We start from the raw sequence: 17101 nt of genomic DNA, 5'->3' as shown, positions 1-17101 counted from the left end.
CCAAAACTACACTCATACATTTATAATTTCATCACTTTTGCAGTTTACTTTTTGAAAGATGCAAAACACAAAATTAAAATGGTTATATCTTATTATACTCTCTCTGGTTTGGGGTAGTTCATTTATTCTTATTAAGAAGTCGCTTATTGGTCTTACCCCACTGCAACTAGGGGCGTTAAGAACTCTTTTTGCAGCTGTGTTTTTATTTCTAATAGGTTTTAGGAGCATGAAAACTATAGCAGCATCTGATTGGAAATGGATTGCGATATCAGGCTTTTTGGGGACGTTTATTCCAGCTTTTTTGTTTGCTTTTGCCGAAACAGAAATTGATAGTGGGATTGCATCAATTCTCAATTCCACAACACCACTTGTAACACTTATTTTGGGAGTACTAATTTTCTCTATTCGATTTAATAAAAACCAGTTGATAGGGGTGATAGTGGGATTTGTAGGTTGTCTCGCATTAATTTTGGAAGGAGCTTCAGTAAACCCTGGTCAAAATTATTGGTATGCTTTATTAGTGCTTTGTGCTTCGGTTTGTTATGCAATGAATGTAAATATCATAAAACGATACATGCAGCATATTTCTCCTATGGCTATTGCAAATGGAAATTTTATTGTGCTTGTTATCCCAGCATTAATCGTGTTATACGGGTCTGATTTTTTTAAAGCTGAAGTAATTTCTAGCCCAAAAGTACATGCAAGTTTGATATACATATCGATACTTGCAGTAGTAGGAACAGGTATTGCCAAGGTTTTGTTTAATAAATTGGTGCAGATTAGTACCCCCGTCTTTGCAACTTCTGTGACTTATACAATTCCTATTGTAGCGTTGTTATGGGGTGTCTTAGATAATGAACAATTTACTTTTTATCAGGTATTAGCTTCTGGAATTATTATTTTAGGAGTTTATCTGGCGAATAGGAATAGGTAAGCTCGTATTCTTCTGTTAAACAACAAATTAACAACCTTTTAAGGTTAAAGAACTCTTAAATTTTATATTTTTAAGTAAGAATTTAAAAGAGAGAAGTTATGAAAAAGTCAACCATCCCAGTTAAATACGGAGTCTTAATTGCAATCGGGCTCATCATATATTTTTTAATTCTTTCGTTAATAGGAGTACAAACTAATCCTGTTTTTAGCCTTGGTAATGGTGTTATTGTTGCTTTTGGGTTATATAGTGCAATGAAAAATTTTAAAAAAGAAAAGGGAGGTGACTTTGATTATCAAAAAGGCTTCATGGCCGGACTTTTTACTGGTTTTAATGCAACACTTATTTTTACAATTTTCTTTGCTATATATGTAACCAATATTAATACTACTTTTTTACCAGAAATGCTTGCGAACTGGAGTTCCCACTATCATGTTGGTGTGGGTATAGTGGTTTTCATTGCTGCAATTATGGGTTTTGCCACTACTTTTGTACTTACTTTATCTTTTATGCAATTATTCAAAGAAAGTTGGAATCCGAAGAAAAATGGAAATTCTCGTCCTGTAGAAGCATAAAATGTTTGTCATTTAATTAATTAGCAGTATATTTGCACCCGCCTATTGAGAAATAGGTACAGTTCTTTATTTACAAAATAATTAATTAAACGTTACGCTATGTACGCAATTGTAGAGATAGCAGGGCAGCAATTTAAAGTTGCAAAAGACCAAAAAGTATTCGTACATCGTTTAGCTGGAGAAGAAGGAGACAAAGTTTCTTTTGACAAAGTTCTTCTTGCAGCAGATGGTGAAAAAGTTACTTTAGGCGCCCCAGCTATAGATGGAGCTCAAGTAGGAGCAAAAATCACAAGACACCTTAAAGGTGATAAAGTTATTGTTTTCAAGAAAAAGAGACGTAAAGGATACCGTGTTAAAAATGGTCATCGTCAATCTCTTACAGAAATTGTAATTGAAAGCATTGTAACTTCTGGAGCAAAGAAAGCTGCTCCTAAGGCAGAGGCTAAAAAAGCTGAGCCAAAAGCAAAAGCTGAAAAAGAAGTAAAAGCTTCTGCTCCTAAAGCAGAAACTAAAACTAAAGCAGCAGCTCCTAAAAAAGAAGCAAAAGCAGCAAGTACTGAAGATTTGAGTACTAAAACTGTAGCTGAATTGAAAGACATGGCTAAAGCTAAAGGAATTTCTGGAATTTCTTCTATGAAGAAAGCAGATTTAATAGCAGCTTTACAAGGATAACAAATTTAGACAGCAGAACATCCTGCTAGTAATAACAATATAAAACCGAAAGAAAATGGCTCATAAAAAAGGAGTTGGTAGTTCGAAAAACGGTAGAGAATCAGAATCCAAACGCTTAGGTGTTAAGATTTTTGGTGGACAAGCTGCCGTGGCTGGTAACATCATTGTAAGACAAAGAGGTACAGCACACAAACCAGGTGAAAATGTATATGCAGGTAAAGACCACACACTACATGCTAAGGTAGATGGTATGGTGAAATTTACTAAAAAGAGAGATAATAAGTCCTATGTTTCAATAGTTCCATTTGAAGCATAAAGGACCTTTCCTTTGTAATATATTGACCCTTTTCAGAAATGGAAAGGGTTTTTTTATTTTCTCTAAATAAAGCCTTGTGGTATTATTTATTCAAAACTAATATCACAGATATTCTGAGTAGTACTCTTTTGGAAAGTTAGAAGTAGCTGATATTTTTTTAAGATCAGCTTCATAGAATTTTTGTCGCAATCTACCTCTTTGTTTTTTTTGGCTTCTGATAGTGTTGTTTCGCCTTTGTTTGGTTGATCAACAGATTTTTCAGTATAGGCCTTACGTAAACATTTTATGGGCACTTCTTTGACGAAATAGATTCGTTGTTCATCATAGGTCCAAATTTCGTTAGTAAATCCTTGTTCTTTAGGAGTGCCTTCATAATCCCATCTCCATGACTCATGCTCAGAGAAATAAAAGAATAATTTATTGTCATTGATATAATAATGATTTGTGTAGCTGCTATGCCCTTCGGCATACGTATGTTGTATATGTACTAAATTGTCATTGTTATAATAAAATGTCAGAAAAGCTTCAGTTTGGCCATTGCTATTACATTTGTTTTCAAGAGCTAACGCTGTTAGTTTGTCTTGTTCTAACAATTTTGTAATTGAGGAGTACTCCTCTTTTATGTTTTTGATATCTCCCTTGGTTTGCGCAAGACCTTTAGGTATAAAAAGGATAAGAATAAGAAGTGTTTTTATTAGTATGTTCATTGTTTTGTACATTAAACTAATTGCCTAAATTTACTTCTAAAGAATGATAAACCAAATCAATTTATATGAAAATTTCAATAATAAGTGCTCTGTGTAGCGCTCTCCTTGTGTTGTTTATAGGCTTTGAGGGATACTCGCAAGATATCCCTAAATATGATTATCTAGAAGTAATTGTAATTCAAAAAGCAAATAATAGTGGAAGGGTAAAAAGAATAAAAGTAGAAGAACAAACATCTTTACAGGGTAAACAAATAACAATAGATAAATTAGAAGATTTAGAAAGCACTTCAGATTTATTAAATTATATGAATGCCGCCAATTGGGAATTTGTAGATCGACAATCTATAGTTTCTGAAGAAAATGATCCCGTATGGATGAGTTATATCTTTAGAAAAAGTAAATAATAACACAACACAAAAATAATAAACAAATAACGAAAAAAAATTGTGAGCATATTAAATTTGTAAGATTTTTCAATAGTTAAGGGAGCTATTTTTCACACAAGTTTTATGAAACAATTACAAAGGTTTATTTTCCTTGTTTATTTTTTTGTAGCCTCAATTCCTTTTTGTTTTGGGGCACAATCTGATTTAGTAGAGCAACAGCAAATAGATAAAGTACTTTTAAGCCTAAAACTCGAACTAGAAACTGCAAAAAAAGATAGTGCTTCTGTGATCACCGCTCAAAAACATCTGCAATTAGGGAAGTATTATCAAAAAGCAAGAGTATATAATGAAGCATTAGAACAGTATAATAACGCGCTTACTTTAGTTCAGAAATATGATACACTTACTGTATTCCTAAAAAATGAAATAGGAGTAATCTATTTATCATTAAAAAATAGTAGCAAAGCAAAGGATTATTTTAATGAAAGTATATTAATATCATCCAGAATCAAATATGTAAAGGGAGAGGCAAAAGCAAGAAGTTTTTTGGGTTCATGCTACGAGAAAGAAGGAGAGTATTTAGAGGCACTCCAATATCAAAAAGAGAGCCTTTCACTGTTTAAAAAACTTGGAAATAAGGAAGGGCTTGCAATAGTGAATGAAAATATTGGAAGTATCTATGAGGACCTTGAACAATACAATCTTGCTTATGAATATTTTAAAAAAGCAGATGAGTATTTTAAAAAGATAAATGAGAATAGTCGTATTGGTGTTTTGAATAACTTAGGGGATATCAATCGAAAGACAGGTAATTATAGTGTCGCTCTTACTTACACAAATAATGCATATAAGCTAGCGGTTCAGTTTCAAGATATGTATGAATTAAAGAGTGCTCATAAGGATTTATCAAAGACCTATGGGCTGATAGGAGATTTTAAAAAAGCTTTTGATCATCTTTTAGAAGCAGAACGTATTAATGAAGAATTAATATCTTCTCAAAATATTAATCAATTAAATACATTGCAGGCGGTTTATGAAACCAAACAAAAGGAAACTCAAATTAACTCACTTTTACAACAAAAAAAGATAAGCCGAGCTAATCAAGATCTTCTTTTGGTTATTTTTGGGACAACAGTACTAATGGTAGGTATTCTGTTTGTGTATTTTAGAAGAAAGAGAAAAGAAAACCTAAAACTTCAAAAATACAAACAACGAATGTTAAAAGCAGAATTAGAAAGAAAAGCCTTCGAAGAAAAGAATTTACAACATGAAGTGCATGTAAAAACATCTGCATTATCCAGATACAGTTTACATATATCACAAAAAAACAAAATACTATCAGATTTGTCCCTTACACTAACAAATATGGTGGATAGAAAAAATATTGATGTAAATGCAAATATCAAAAAACTGATAAAGGAAATTAATTTTAATTTACACCAGGAACGAGAATGGGTCGAATTCAATAATTTTTTTGAAGAAATCCATCCTGATTTTATAAAAAAACTATCCTTACTTTCCGAAGAAAATCTATCACCAGCAGAATTACGTTTGGGAATGTTGTTGCGACTTAATTTATCATCTAAAGAAATTGCATCTATTTTAAGGGTGACTCCAGACAGCGTCAGAGTCGCTAGATATCGTTTGCGAAAAAAACTTCCAATAGATCAAAAAGAAGAACTTGTAAATTTTATGATTGCTCTATAGGTTTTTTAAGAAGATCATGCTTTCTTTTTTGTAAATGTTATTGCAATGTAAATTAATCTTAATTGTTGCTTTATTGTTTCTATGATTTTAGTAAAATGTTTATCCTTTGTTGCCTTGCGTTTTATCCGTAAACCTCTGTATTAATATAGCTTTGTGTTGATTTTTAAACTCAAAGAAATGATACCGTCAAATTTTTTTAAATTAATTTTTGTAACGCTTTTAACCGTTCTAACTTCAGGGGATTTACTCGCTCAAAATGGTTTTGTCAAAGGAACAGTAACCGACGAAAATGGCATTTTTATGCCAGGGGCTTCAGTACGAATAGATGCAATAAATAAAGCTACTGTTTCTGACTTTAATGGAAAATTTATATTGGTAAATATTCCAGAAGGGAGTTATACATTGAAAGTAGAATATCTTGGTTTTTCAGATATTGAACAAGAAGTAAATATAGTCGAATCTAAAACAACTTTTGTATCTCTGGTTTTAACATCAAAAAGTGTAAAACTAGACGATGTGACTGTTTTGGGATATGGGAATAGTGGACAAGCGAGAGCGCTTAATACACAAAAAAATAATATAAATATCACCAATGTAGTGTCTACAGACCAGATAGGTAAATTTCCTGATGCTAATATTGGTGATGCTGTAAAGCGTATTTCTGGAGTAACAATGCAGGTTGATCAAGGGGAAGCCCGTAATATAATTGTAAGAGGACTTTCTCCTCAGTTAAACTCTGTAACCCTTAATGGTAGTCGAATTCCGTCAGCAGAAGGAGATAATAGGAATATTCAGATGGATTTGATTCCGTCAGATATGATACAGACCATTGAAGTAAATAAAGCAGTTACTCCAGACATGGAAGCAGATGCACTAGGAGGTTCGGTTAATCTAATTACAAGAACAGCTCCAGAAGGATTTAGACTTTCTGCAAACTTAGGGTCTGGGATTAATTTTATTACAGATAAAAGAATACTTAATGGGTCATTTCTGGTCGGAGATCGTTCAAAAAACAAAAAATTTGGATGGATGCTTTCTGCTTCTATTACTGATAATGATTTTGGTTCTGATAATATTGAAGCAGAATGGACTGATGAATTCGAGTATTATACAGGTGTTGACGATGCTGATGGAGAGCCAATTTTAGAAGAAGTTTCAGTTCGTCCATACACCAAAGAATTTCAGATTAGAACATATCTTGTACAACGTATTAGAAGAAGTTTTGCAGCTAATTTTGATTATCAATTTGATAGCAATCATAATATGTTTTTAAAGACTATGTATAACTGGAGAGATGATAGAGAAAATAGATTTCGCTTAGAACATGAAATCTTAGATGCCGAAGATATCGAAATAGATGATTTTACAGTGACAAATAATGTGCTTACTCGTTTCCCTGTAGAGGTAAAACGTCAAACCAAAGGAGGGATTGATAATAGTCGAAATAAAAACAGAAGATTAGAAGATCAGCGTATGCAAAATTATAGCTTGGGTGGAGATCATCTTTTTGGAAATGTTAAGGTGGATTGGATGGCTTCTTTTGCAAAAGCATCTGAAGAAAGACTTAATGAGCGTTATGCAGAATATGAGTCTGAGTATAGTGTAAATAATGATAATTCTAATCCAGAGTTTCCAATATTCATTCCTGTAAATGGTATAGAAGCCAATGATCTTTCTAATTTTGAATATGGGGAGATTACAGAAGAAAATCAATACACAGAGGAAGAGGATATTAACTTCTTTGCTAATGTTGAAATACCTTCGGATTTATTTGGGAAAGGAGATGGGAGTATCAAATTTGGAGTAAGAAGTCGTCTGAAAAAGAAACTTAGAGATAACAGTTTTTTTGAGTTTGATTTAGAAGATAGTTTTCCAACACTTTCAGGTATCCCGACAAGGGATTATACAGATCCTGATTTCTTGGCTGGGAGTGAATACCAAGCGGGAGTTTATGCAGACGAAAGGTGGTTAGGAGGGCTTAATCTAGAAAATGGTGAATCTGTACCGGATGAATTTTTAAGAGCAAATTTTGATGTTGAAGAAGATGTACTGTCGGGATATGCAATGGCAAATCAAAAATTATCAGAGAAGTTTAGTGTTTTAGGAGGTGTTAGATTAGAACATACAATGATTAAGGCTACTGGAAATCAAATAGAAGATGAAGAAAATGTGATTGGCGAAATTACTGAAGAAAAATCGTATACAAATATTCTACCAGGTGTACATCTTAAGTATGATTTATCTCGTCAAACTATTTTTAGATTTGCATGGACAAATACTTTAGCACGGCCTAATTATGCGGATTTAGTGCCTTCTTTGGATGTGGTATCTAGCGATGAGGAAATTTTTGTTGGAAACTCTGATCTTGACCCTACAACTTCTATGAATTTTGATTTGATGGCAGAACATTATTTTAAATCAGTAGGTATCGTTTCTGGAGGATTGTTTTATAAGAAGATAGATAATTTTATATATACTTTTAGAGGAGAGACTACTAATGATAACTTTGGTAGTGGTACTGCTGGATTTGATATTTTTCAGCCGCTTAATGGTGATGATGCATCAATCTTTGGAGCAGAAATAGCTTTTCAGCGACAATTGGATTTTTTACCAGGGTTTGCCAAGAACTTTAGTGTTTATCTTAATTATACATACCTTACTTCTGATGCAGATGGAATTCGTAACGAATCTGGAGAAGAACGCGAAGATTTAGACTTGCCAAACACGGCTCCAAATATGTTTAACGGTTCTCTAGGTTATAATGATAACAAGTTTAGTGTTCGATTATCCGCAAATTTTTCTGATGCTTATGTCGATGAGATTGGAGGAAGTAGTTTTGAAGACCGATATTATGATCAACAATTTTTTCTTGACTTTAGTGCAAGTTATGCTATCACAAAAAACCTTAGGATTTATGCAGATTTAAATAATATTACTGATCAGCCTTTGCGTTTTTATCAGGGGATTTCTGAGCGAACAATGCAGGCAGAGTATTATGAAAGAAGACTTACTTTTGGTTTAAAGTATGATCTATTCAAAAACTAATAACGGCTTAATAAAATTTTGAATAGATGAAAAATACAATTATAGTTGCAATAGCGATTTTATTATTTTCCTGTACTAAAAAACTACCTCCTGTACATCCTGATATTATTTCAGAGAAAGTACAATATGATACTGATGATCCTGCAATTTGGATTCATCCTACAGATGCTTCAAAAAGTATTGTTTTCGGAACTGATAAAGACACAGACGGAGCAATTTATGCTTTTGATTTAGAAGGAAAAATAATTCCGAGTAAAGTAATCGAGAACATAAAATATCCCAATAATATTGATTTAGAATATGGTTTTAAACTGAATGATTCTGTAACTGTTGATATTATTGTTTTTACAGAAAGAGAACGAAATCGAATTCGTCTTTTTTCTGTTCCTGATATGAAACCGATAGATAATGGTGGTTTTCCTGTATTTGAGGATGAGACTACTTTAGAATTAAGGAGGCCAATGGGTATAGGATTGTATAAAAACCCTGTAGATCATAGTATTTCTGCTATTGTAAGTAGAAAGTCGGGACCAAAAAATGAATATCTATACCAATATCAAATTATAAGTGATAGCTTGGGTGTGTGTACTAAACTTATTCGAAAATTCGGAAAATTTAGTGCCAAAAAAGAGATTGAAGCCATTGCTGTGGATGATGAATTAGGTTTTGTTTATTATGCTGATGAAGGAGTGGGAATTAGAAAGTATTATGCAGATCCAAAAAAAGGTAACGATGAATTAGCATTTTTTGGAGGAGAATATTTTGAAGATGATATAGAAGGGATTGCTATTGCTAGTAAACCCGAAGGGAATGGAGTACTTATCGTATCAGATCAACAAAAAGGGCAGTTCAATGTGTTCTCAAGAAAAGATAATAGCTTTATTAAAGCCATTAACCTAGGGACTAATGAGACCGATGGTTGCGAAGTAACTACAGTGCCGTTAAATACTACTTTTGGTAAAGGGCTTTTTGTGGCGATGAATAATGAGCAGAATTTTTATTTTTATAACTTAGAGAAACTAGGTCTTTAATTTATATAAAAGAGCCTCATCAATTGATGAGGCTCTTTTATATAAATTAATACAGTTTTTAGTACCTGTAATATTCTGGTTTAAATGGTCCTTCAACCGTAACACCAATATATTCTGCTTGTTCTGGTCTTAGGATTTCTAATTCTGCTCCAAGACGAGCTAAGTGTAATTTTGCTACTTTTTCATCAAGATGTTTTGGTAACATGTATACTTCGTTCTTGTAATTGTCAGAATTTTTCCAAAGCTCGATCTGAGCAAGAGTTTGATTTGTAAATGAGTTACTCATTACAAAGCTTGGATGTCCAGTAGCACAGCCAAGATTTACCAAGCGTCCTTCAGCAAGAATAATGATATCTTTTCCATCGATAGTATATTTATCAACTTGAGGTTTGATTTCATCTTTGGTATTTCCGTAGTTATCATTTAACCAAGCCATATCAATCTCATTGTCAAAGTGACCGATGTTACATACAATCGCTTTATCTTTTAAAGCTTTGAAATGTTGTGCTTGTATAATATCTTTATTTCCAGTTGTAGTAATTACGATATCTGCGTTACCAACTACAGTTTCCATTTTTTTAACTTCAAAACCGTCCATAGCTGCTTGTAATGCACAGATAGGGTCAATTTCGGTAACAGTTACAATAGAACCAGCTCCTCTAAAAGATGCGGCAGTACCTTTTCCTACATCTCCATATCCGCATACGATTACACGCTTACCGGCAAGCATAGTATCTGTAGCGCGGCGAATAGCATCTACTGCACTCTCACGACATCCATACTTATTATCAAATTTTGATTTAGTTACCGAGTCATTTACGTTAATCGCTGGCATAGGTAGCGTTCCGTTTTTCATTCTTTCATAAAGACGGTGAACACCAGTAGTAGTCTCTTCAGATAAACCTTTAATACCATCTACTAATTCTGGATATCTATCTAATACCATATTAGTAAGATCTCCACCATCATCAAGAATCATGTTTAGAGGCTGACGATCTTCTCCAAAAAATAAAGTTTGTTCTATACACCAATCAAACTCTTCTTCATTCATACCCTTCCACGCGTATACCGGGATTCCAGCATCTGCAATAGCAGCTGCAGCTTGATCCTGAGTAGAGAAAATATTACAAGAACTCCATGTTACTTCTGCACCAAGAGCCTGAAGTGTTTCTATTAACACTGCAGTTTGGATAGTCATATGAAGACACCCAGCAATACGAGCACCTTTAAGAGGTTGTTCATCTTTGTATTCTTCACGAAGTGACATAAGCCCTGGCATTTCTGCTTCTGCTAATTCAATTTCTTTTCTTCCCCAGGCAGCTAACGAAATGTCTTTTACCTTGTAAGGAACGTAAGGTACTGTTTTGGTACTCATAGTTTTTATTTTATGTTTATGAAGCGCATTTTGGTATTTCGCACTAAATTGTTCTAAATTCGTTTTTCGAAAAAATAAGGATATAACTTTCTTTTTTCGGTTTGCAAAGATACATAATAACTTTAAGAATTTAGATGCCTCTTTACAAAACTATAACAGTAGATGAAAGTACTAATCTGTTGATTTGGAAGATCGAAGAGTCTTATGAGCAGCTTAGTCAAGGAATAGAATTAACAGACCATTGTCAGGATAGAGTTGATAGTATGAAGTCTGATATGCATCGTAGAGCTTTTATGAGTGTACGACATTTATTGGCTGTATTTGGTTATATTGATCATGATCTGTATTATGATGAGTTTGGAAAACCACATCTTAAGGATGGGAAACATATTTCGATTTCACATTCTTTTAATTATGCAGGGATTATAGTGAGTGATAAGCTGGTAGGGATAGATATAGAAAAGCAACGAGAAAAGATTCATATAATTGCACATAAATTCGTTAATGAATTTGAAAATGGGTATATAGAAGAAGATGTAGATAAAACACGTTCTTTAACCGTTATATGGGGGGCTAAAGAGTCTTTATACAAATTATATGGGACTGCAGGCTTGAGCTTTAAGCAACATGTTTATATTTCCCCTTTTACCATAGATCATCCATTTATCTATGGGGCGATTAATTACAATGACAGTATCAGTCATTATGATATGTCGTTTATAGAATTTGATGGATTTACTTGCGTATATGCCCAACCCGCTACTGATATTTAGTTTAAAAACAGAAAATAACTTGAAGAGGTTCTATTTGTGTGTATCATAACAAAAACAACAACCAAAAAAATACCTAAAGTCATTCTTTAAAATATAAGCAATACGTACCTTCGTGTTTCTAAAACCATAATCCCAGTTTTATAACATGCAAGTATCAATAGAGCTAACCCTGACCCCACTTCAGAACGATTTTGAAGAGCATATTATTCGTTTTATAAAACAGTTACGGGCTTCAGAATTTACAATCTTAGAAAACCCATTAAGTACACAGATATATGGTGAGTACGATAAAGTCATGCCTTTTTTGACACAGGAGATTAAAAAAACATTTGGTGATATGGATCAGGTTTTGGTATTTATGAAAATGGTGAAAAGTAATAGAAGCGATTATGAACCCCATTTTTGATTTTTTCTTTGGACAGTACTCAGAATACTCCAATTTACATATCATTCTAGAGATTATTGCTGTAATTTTTGGTTTACTCAGTGTAAGTTTTGCCAGAGCGAATAATATTTGGGTGTATCCAACAGGTATAATAAGTACATCAATTTATGTATACTTGCTTTTAAAATGGTCGTTGCTGGGAGATATGATGATCAATGCCTACTACTTTGTTATGAGTGTTTATGGATGGTATATTTGGACCAGAAAAGTAGATCAAACCCATGTCACTCCTATTTCAAGAACAACTTCTAAAGAAAAGGTCATAGAAATATTGATTTTTGTTACTACCTTGTTTTTTGTCTATATCGTATATATTACTTTTGATAAATGGAATAATTGGACGGCTTATATAGATACGTTAACAACAGCAATATTCTTTGTTGGAATGTGGTTAATGGCAAGAAGGAAAATTGAAAATTGGATATTTTGGATTGTAGGAGATATTATATCAGTGCCATTGTATTTTTATAAAGGATTTACATTTACAAGTTTTCAATATCTACTATTTACTGTCATCGCAATTTTTGGATATCTAAAATGGAAGAAAAACTTAGACAACAGCCCAGTCATTGTATAAAAGTAGTACTGTTTGGTCCTGAATCTACTGGAAAAACAACTCTAGCCAAACAATTGGCAGAATATTATAATACCGAGTGGATTCCAGAATATGCTCGAGAATACCTTCAGGAAAAATGGGATAGGACTAAAGAAATCTGTACATATGATGACCTAATGTTAATTGCAGAAGGTCAAATGAAGCTGGAGAATGAAGCTGCAAAAAAAGCAAATAAAGTTTTGATTTGTGATACTGATCTATTAGAAACTAAAGTCTATTCTGAGCTGTACTTTAATGGTTTAGTTCATCCTGTTTTGGATAAAGTTTCATTAGAAAATGTTTATGATTTGTATCTTTTGACTTATATTGACGTTCCTTGGACCCCAGATGATCTAAGAGATAAACCCCACCAACGAGAAGAAATGTTTTTAAGCTTTAAAGAATGTCTTGATAAGCATAATCTTCCATATATCGTCATAAAAGGAGATAAAAATTCTCGTTTTGAGAAAGCAGTAACAAATATTAGCCAATTAATAAAGAAGAAAAGTGAATATAACAGATAAAGATATTAAGTTAATCAAATCAAAGGGGTTAACAGTTGAAAAGGTACTTGCTCAAGTAGAAACTTTTAAGAACGAAATTCCTTTTGTGGCATTAAGAAGTGCAGCTACTTTGGATAATGGGATTCTTAAATTTTCAGAACACTACCAATCAGAGCTGACCAAGCTGTACGATTCTAGGTTATCTAATCTTGATACAATAAAATTTGTTCCTGCATCAGGAGCTGCTACGAGAATGTTTAAGGATTTGTTTCGATTTCTGGATAATTATGATTGGGAAAAAGAAAGCTTAAACTCATATACAAACCATGAGAAAGCAAATGCAATACGATTGTTTTTAATTGGGTTAGAAAAATTTCCTTTTTATACTCCCGTAATGGAAAAAGTGAAGAGTGTATACCCTAAATTCGAATCGTTATCAGAAGGGCGACAGTTGTATATATTTGTTGAAATGATGTTAAAAGAAAAAGGCTTAAATTATGGGAGTTTTCCTAAAGGTTTGTTGCCTTTTCATGACTATACAGATAGTATTGCAACTTCTTTTGAAGAACATTTATATGAGGCAGCTGGGTATAATACAAATGATAAAGGAGATTCAAAATTGCATTTTACGATTTCTAAAGAACATTTAGAAGCGTTTAAGGGCGAATTTGAGAGGATAAAGAAAAAAGTAGAAGAAAAAACAAATACTAATTTTAGTATAACGTACTCATTTCAGAAATCAGAAACCGATACCGTAGCAGTAACAGAGGACAATGAACCTTTTAGAACAGAAAATGGGACATTATTGTTTAGGCCAGGAGGACATGGGGCATTAATAGAAAATCTTAATGATCTAGACGGTGATATAATTTATATTAAAAATATAGATAATGTAGTGGTGAGAAAATACCAGGATGAGGTTTCGGGATATAAAAAAGTATTGGCTGGTAAATTAATTGAAATACAGGATGAAGTATTTCGAATATTAAATGCGATTGATCAAAAAAAGCCATCAGAGGCAGAATTAAAAGATATTAAAAAGTTCCTAGTACAACAGCTCAATGTTAGACTGCCTCTTGATTTTGATAAATTTTCTGATAAATACAAACTTCAGTTTTTACGAGAATCTTTAAATCGTCCTATTCGTGTTTGTGGTATGGTAATTAACGAAGGAGAACCTGGAGGAGGGCCGTTTTGGATTAAACAAGAAAATGGAAGATTAGTGTTGCAGATTATTGAAGCACCCCAGATTGATATTGCAGATCGTAGACAAGAAGATATTCTACATAGTGCTACCCATTTTAACCCGGTAGATTTAGTCTGCGGTGTAAGAGATTATCACGGAGAGAAATTTAATCTACTTGATTTTGTAGATCCTGATTCTGGATTTATTACACAAAAAACAATGAATGGTAAAATACTTAAAGCACTAGAGCTTCCGGGATTGTGGAATGGGGCAATGGCAAAATGGATTAGTGTTTTTGTAGAAGTTCCTCTTACTACATTTAACCCAGTGAAAACAGTAAATGACTTATTAAAATCTGCACATCAGGTAACTCTTTTCTCGTGAATACTTCAGTAATAATTAATGAATTAAAATTTAAAGCAGTTAGAAGTTCTGGAGCAGGAGGTCAACATGTAAATAAAGTGTCTTCAAAAATAGAACTCAGTTTTGATGTTATGGCTTCTATGGGATTAACCGATGAAGAAAAACTAGTGTTAACTCAGAAATTGGATTCGCGACTCACCAAATCAGGGATTCTATTATTACAGTGCGGTGAGAGTAGAAGCCAGCATCGAAATAAAGAACTAGTTATTAAACGGTTTTTGGATATGCTAAAAACGGGTCTTCATATTCCTAAAAAAAGAAAACCAACTAAGCCTTCTAGAGCGGCGATCAGAAAACGTTTGGATAATAAGCAAAAGCAAGCTTTAAAAAAAGCAAATCGTAGAAAACCACCTTTGTAAATTTATTCCTATATCAAAAAACGTGTAGTATTTCTACACTTTTATGTGGATTCCACGTTTTTTAGTCACTTATTCTTTATCGTGACAAAAACTTAAACGGTTGGTATGTAGTTGTTTAACGTATTTTTGGATTGGTTTCTGTTTTTGGAACAATTATTACTATTTACTATAGTGTAGAAATAATTTTACCAATTAACCCAATGAAAAAGTTACCAATGATAGTAGCAATTGTAGTAAGTATCTTTTCGGCACAGGGTGTTTTAGGACAGGATGAATTAGCCGTTCTTACTGATGATGGTTTTGAGTATATGGATTATGAATATGAGCAGCAAGAATATACAGAAATAAATATTGTTGAATTGCCATTATCAATTCAGGAATCAGCCGCTAAAGATTATGAAGAACTTAGGATTGTAAAAGCTTATATGTCAAAAGATAATACGTATAAAATCATTTTGCAAGACAAGGAGAATAACACAAAAGTTGTATTTGCAAGCGCTAATGGCGAATGGATAAAGCCAAACAATAAATCTTAAATCTAGGGGTAGAAAAGGATATCGTTTTGCAACCAAGGACGATATAAAGTTGTTTAGTGCTAAAAAAGAGACTCAATCCCAAGGGTCTCTTTTTTTATGTTTTTGTTCCAACTAAGTGTTTTAAATTGTAATTTTATACAATAGCTTTTTCAGATTATAAATTATTAAATATGCCTAAGATACTTATTGTAGAAGATGATGTGGCCTTTTGTACAATGCTTAAGACCTTTTTGAAAAAAAAGGAATATGATGTTGCTACTGCGTTTTCGGGAAATGAAGCTATTCCAAAGATTAAAAAAGAGATTTTTGATGTTGTATTGGCAGATGTACGATTACCTGATAGTGATGGGATTACTTTATTAGATGAAATTTTAAAACATAATTCGAGTACTCAGGTAATTATCATGACAGGGTATGCAGAAATCAATATGGCAGTAAATGCAATAAAACAAGGTGCTTTTGATTATGTTTCTAAACCGTTTAACCCAGATACTATATTACATACTATAGAAAAAGCACTTCATGGAAATGGTGTTAATCTTAGAGTTAAGGAAAAAGAAACGAATACAACAATATCCAAAACTTCAAAAACTACAGGTTCCTCTTTTGTAAGAGGGGTAAGTGATGCTTCTAAAAAACTAAATGAATATGTTGCTTTGGTAGCTCCTACTCGTATGTCTGTTTTGGTAATAGGTGATAGTGGTACAGGTAAAGAATATGTGGCCAGTAGTATTCATAAAGCAAGTAAGCGAGCAGAAAAACCTTTTGTTGCTGTTGATTGCGGAGCTATTCCTAAAGAAATTGCTTCTAGCGAGTTTTTTGGCCATATAAAAGGATCATTTACGGGTGCTGTAAATGATAAAGTAGGGCATTTTGAAGCAGCAAACGGAGGAACGTTATTTCTGGATGAAATTGGTAATTTAAGTTATGAGTTGCAAGTTCAGTTGCTTAGGGCTCTTCAGGAACGAAAAATAAAACCAGTAGGTAGTAATAAAGAAATTGAAGTGGATATCAGAGTTATTGTGGCGACTAATGAAGATTTAAGTCATGCTGTAAAAGAAGGAGAGTTTAGAGAAGATTTATATCATAGGCTTAATGAGTTTTCTATCAAAGTGCCACCGCTAAGAGATAGAATTGAAGATTTAATGCTTTTTGCAAATCATTTTCTAGAAGAATCAAATATAGAACTCGAAAAACATGTAGTAGGATTTGCTGATGAAGTGCTAGAAGCTTTTAAAAAATATAATTGGCCTGGTAATCTTAGAGAGTTAAAAAATATGGTAAAACGTTCTGTACTTCTTTCTCAAAGTGACATGATCACCTTAGATGTTTTACCAAACGATATAGCTTATGCTTCTCATAATGCAAAACAGACCTATGGGCTATTCAAAAATCAAAATGAACAAGAACTTATCCTGGATGCTTTGGAGAAGGCTAATGGAAATAAAGCTAAAGCAGCAAGAATGCTTTCAATAGATCGTAAAACTTTATACAATAAATTAAAGCAATACGATATCAGCCTTTAAACATACTTTT

18 protein-coding genes are annotated in these 17101 nt (G+C 32.9%); 16 read left to right on the top strand and 2 right to left on the bottom strand.

What is annotated here, in order from left to right; translation table 11 throughout:
* Window positions 1-58 precede the first annotated feature (58 nt).
* The 4 genes from FOF46_RS06040 (at window position 59) to rpmA (ending at window position 2494) form a co-directional block, all read left to right on the top strand.
* Complete coding sequence (locus tag FOF46_RS06040) at window positions 59-934, top strand: DMT family transporter (RefSeq protein WP_143915828.1); 876 nt, start codon at window positions 59-61, stop codon at window positions 932-934.
* A gap of 98 nt (window positions 935-1032) precedes the next feature.
* Entirely contained in the window at window positions 1033-1506 is a 474-nt protein-coding gene (locus FOF46_RS06035) for a DUF4199 domain-containing protein (RefSeq protein ID WP_109434430.1), read from the top strand.
* 99 nt (window positions 1507-1605) lie between these two features.
* Window positions 1606-2178: a 50S ribosomal protein L21 gene (rplU, locus tag FOF46_RS06030; protein WP_109434429.1), complete on the top strand. Its 573-nt coding sequence runs from the start codon at window positions 1606-1608 to the stop codon at window positions 2176-2178.
* A 55-nt stretch (window positions 2179-2233) separates the two neighbouring features.
* Complete coding sequence (gene rpmA / locus FOF46_RS06025) at window positions 2234-2494, top strand: 50S ribosomal protein L27 (protein ID WP_109434428.1); 261 nt, start codon at window positions 2234-2236, stop codon at window positions 2492-2494.
* A gap of 86 nt (window positions 2495-2580) precedes the next feature.
* Here the strand turns inward: rpmA and FOF46_RS06020 are convergent, their stop codons facing one another.
* A complete protein-coding gene (locus tag FOF46_RS06020) occupies window positions 2581-3201 on the bottom strand; it encodes a hypothetical protein (RefSeq protein WP_143915827.1) in 621 nt (206 codons plus the stop codon).
* 65 nt (window positions 3202-3266) lie between these two features.
* Between FOF46_RS06020 and FOF46_RS06015 the strand changes: the two genes are divergently transcribed.
* The 4 genes from FOF46_RS06015 to FOF46_RS06000 all read left to right on the top strand — a co-directional run bounded on the left by FOF46_RS06015 (window position 3267) and on the right by FOF46_RS06000 (window position 9370).
* Complete coding sequence (locus tag FOF46_RS06015; RefSeq protein ID WP_109434426.1) at window positions 3267-3605, top strand: hypothetical protein; 339 nt, start codon at window positions 3267-3269, stop codon at window positions 3603-3605.
* Window positions 3606-3710: 105 nt separating this feature from the next.
* Complete coding sequence (locus FOF46_RS06010) at window positions 3711-5294, top strand: tetratricopeptide repeat protein (RefSeq protein WP_143915826.1); 1584 nt, start codon at window positions 3711-3713, stop codon at window positions 5292-5294.
* Window positions 5295-5471: 177 nt separating this feature from the next.
* Window positions 5472-8339: a TonB-dependent receptor gene (locus tag FOF46_RS06005; protein ID WP_143915825.1), complete on the top strand. Its 2868-nt coding sequence runs from the start codon at window positions 5472-5474 to the stop codon at window positions 8337-8339.
* A 26-nt stretch (window positions 8340-8365) separates the two neighbouring features.
* A complete protein-coding gene (locus FOF46_RS06000) occupies window positions 8366-9370 on the top strand; it encodes a phytase (protein WP_143915824.1) in 1005 nt (334 codons plus the stop codon).
* Window positions 9371-9428: 58 nt separating this feature from the next.
* Here the strand turns inward: FOF46_RS06000 and ahcY are convergent, their stop codons facing one another.
* A complete protein-coding gene (gene ahcY, locus FOF46_RS05995; RefSeq protein ID WP_109434481.1) occupies window positions 9429-10745 on the bottom strand; it encodes an adenosylhomocysteinase in 1317 nt (438 codons plus the stop codon).
* Between the two features lie 134 nt (window positions 10746-10879).
* Here ahcY and FOF46_RS05990 point away from each other — a divergent pair, with 134 nt between their 5' ends.
* The 8 genes from FOF46_RS05990 (at window position 10880) to FOF46_RS05955 (ending at window position 17091) form a co-directional block, all read left to right on the top strand.
* Window positions 10880-11518 carry a 4'-phosphopantetheinyl transferase family protein gene (locus tag FOF46_RS05990; protein WP_109434422.1) on the top strand — a complete coding sequence of 213 codons (639 nt, stop codon included), beginning with the start codon at window positions 10880-10882 and terminating at the stop codon, window positions 11516-11518.
* Window positions 11519-11663: 145 nt separating this feature from the next.
* On the top strand, window positions 11664-11924 hold the full coding sequence (locus tag FOF46_RS05985) for a thiamine-binding protein (protein WP_109434421.1): 261 nt from the start codon (window positions 11664-11666) through the stop codon (window positions 11922-11924).
* Window positions 11908-12540, top strand: coding sequence for a nicotinamide riboside transporter PnuC (pnuC, locus tag FOF46_RS05980; RefSeq protein ID WP_143915823.1), 633 nt, complete (start codon window positions 11908-11910; stop codon window positions 12538-12540). The genes FOF46_RS05985 and pnuC overlap by 17 nt, the downstream gene beginning before the upstream one ends.
* A complete protein-coding gene (locus tag FOF46_RS05975; protein WP_143915822.1) occupies window positions 12501-13082 on the top strand; it encodes an AAA family ATPase in 582 nt (193 codons plus the stop codon). Before pnuC ends, FOF46_RS05975 begins: the two co-directional genes overlap by 40 nt.
* Window positions 13066-14631: a DUF4301 family protein gene (locus FOF46_RS05970; protein WP_109434418.1), complete on the top strand. Its 1566-nt coding sequence runs from the start codon at window positions 13066-13068 to the stop codon at window positions 14629-14631. Before FOF46_RS05975 ends, FOF46_RS05970 begins: the two co-directional genes overlap by 17 nt.
* Window positions 14628-15029 (top strand): alternative ribosome rescue aminoacyl-tRNA hydrolase ArfB, encoded by a 402-nt coding sequence (gene arfB / locus FOF46_RS05965; RefSeq protein ID WP_109434417.1) that lies wholly within the window; start codon window positions 14628-14630, stop codon window positions 15027-15029. Before FOF46_RS05970 ends, arfB begins: the two co-directional genes overlap by 4 nt.
* A gap of 200 nt (window positions 15030-15229) precedes the next feature.
* The gene (locus tag FOF46_RS05960; protein WP_143915821.1) at window positions 15230-15565 is read left to right on the top strand and encodes a hypothetical protein; all 336 of its coding nucleotides are present in this window, start codon (window positions 15230-15232) and stop codon (window positions 15563-15565) included.
* Between the two features lie 170 nt (window positions 15566-15735).
* Window positions 15736-17091 (top strand): sigma-54-dependent transcriptional regulator, encoded by a 1356-nt coding sequence (locus tag FOF46_RS05955; RefSeq protein ID WP_143915820.1) that lies wholly within the window; start codon window positions 15736-15738, stop codon window positions 17089-17091.
* Window positions 17092-17101 lie beyond the last annotated feature (10 nt).

It is taken from the genome of Aquimarina algiphila (assembly GCF_007489275.1).
In the GTDB taxonomy this organism is placed as follows: Bacteria; Bacteroidota; Bacteroidia; order Flavobacteriales; family Flavobacteriaceae; genus Aquimarina; species Aquimarina algiphila.
The sequence above is the reverse complement of the archived record's forward strand: the minus strand, read 5'-3'. Positions and strand labels throughout refer to the sequence as shown.

What these genes read in the sequence shown, in the direction of transcription:
- FOF46_RS06010 (WP_143915826.1), top strand. Translation starts at nt 3,711, where the DNA reads ATGAAACAATTACAAAGGTTTATTTTCCTTGTTTATTTTTTTGTAGCC.
- pnuC (WP_143915823.1), top strand. Translation starts at nt 11,908, where the DNA reads ATGAACCCCATTTTTGATTTTTTCTTTGGACAGTACTCAGAATACTCC.
- FOF46_RS05985 (WP_109434421.1), top strand. Translation starts at nt 11,664, where the DNA reads ATGCAAGTATCAATAGAGCTAACCCTGACCCCACTTCAGAACGATTTT.
- FOF46_RS05975 (WP_143915822.1), top strand. Translation starts at nt 12,501, where the DNA reads ATGGAAGAAAAACTTAGACAACAGCCCAGTCATTGTATAAAAGTAGTA.
- FOF46_RS06040 (WP_143915828.1), top strand. Translation starts at nt 59, where the DNA reads ATGCAAAACACAAAATTAAAATGGTTATATCTTATTATACTCTCTCTG.
- FOF46_RS06035 (WP_109434430.1), top strand. Translation starts at nt 1,033, where the DNA reads ATGAAAAAGTCAACCATCCCAGTTAAATACGGAGTCTTAATTGCAATC.
- FOF46_RS05990 (WP_109434422.1), top strand. Translation starts at nt 10,880, where the DNA reads ATGCCTCTTTACAAAACTATAACAGTAGATGAAAGTACTAATCTGTTG.
- FOF46_RS05960 (WP_143915821.1), top strand. Translation starts at nt 15,230, where the DNA reads ATGAAAAAGTTACCAATGATAGTAGCAATTGTAGTAAGTATCTTTTCG.
- FOF46_RS06000 (WP_143915824.1), top strand. Translation starts at nt 8,366, where the DNA reads ATGAAAAATACAATTATAGTTGCAATAGCGATTTTATTATTTTCCTGT.
- FOF46_RS06005 (WP_143915825.1), top strand. Translation starts at nt 5,472, where the DNA reads ATGATACCGTCAAATTTTTTTAAATTAATTTTTGTAACGCTTTTAACC.
- rplU (WP_109434429.1), top strand. Translation starts at nt 1,606, where the DNA reads ATGTACGCAATTGTAGAGATAGCAGGGCAGCAATTTAAAGTTGCAAAA.
- FOF46_RS06020 (WP_143915827.1), bottom strand. Translation starts at nt 3,201, where the DNA reads ATGAACATACTAATAAAAACACTTCTTATTCTTATCCTTTTTATACCT.
- rpmA (WP_109434428.1), top strand. Translation starts at nt 2,234, where the DNA reads ATGGCTCATAAAAAAGGAGTTGGTAGTTCGAAAAACGGTAGAGAATCA.
- ahcY (WP_109434481.1), bottom strand. Translation starts at nt 10,745, where the DNA reads ATGAGTACCAAAACAGTACCTTACGTTCCTTACAAGGTAAAAGACATT.
- FOF46_RS06015 (WP_109434426.1), top strand. Translation starts at nt 3,267, where the DNA reads ATGAAAATTTCAATAATAAGTGCTCTGTGTAGCGCTCTCCTTGTGTTG.
- FOF46_RS05955 (WP_143915820.1), top strand. Translation starts at nt 15,736, where the DNA reads ATGCCTAAGATACTTATTGTAGAAGATGATGTGGCCTTTTGTACAATG.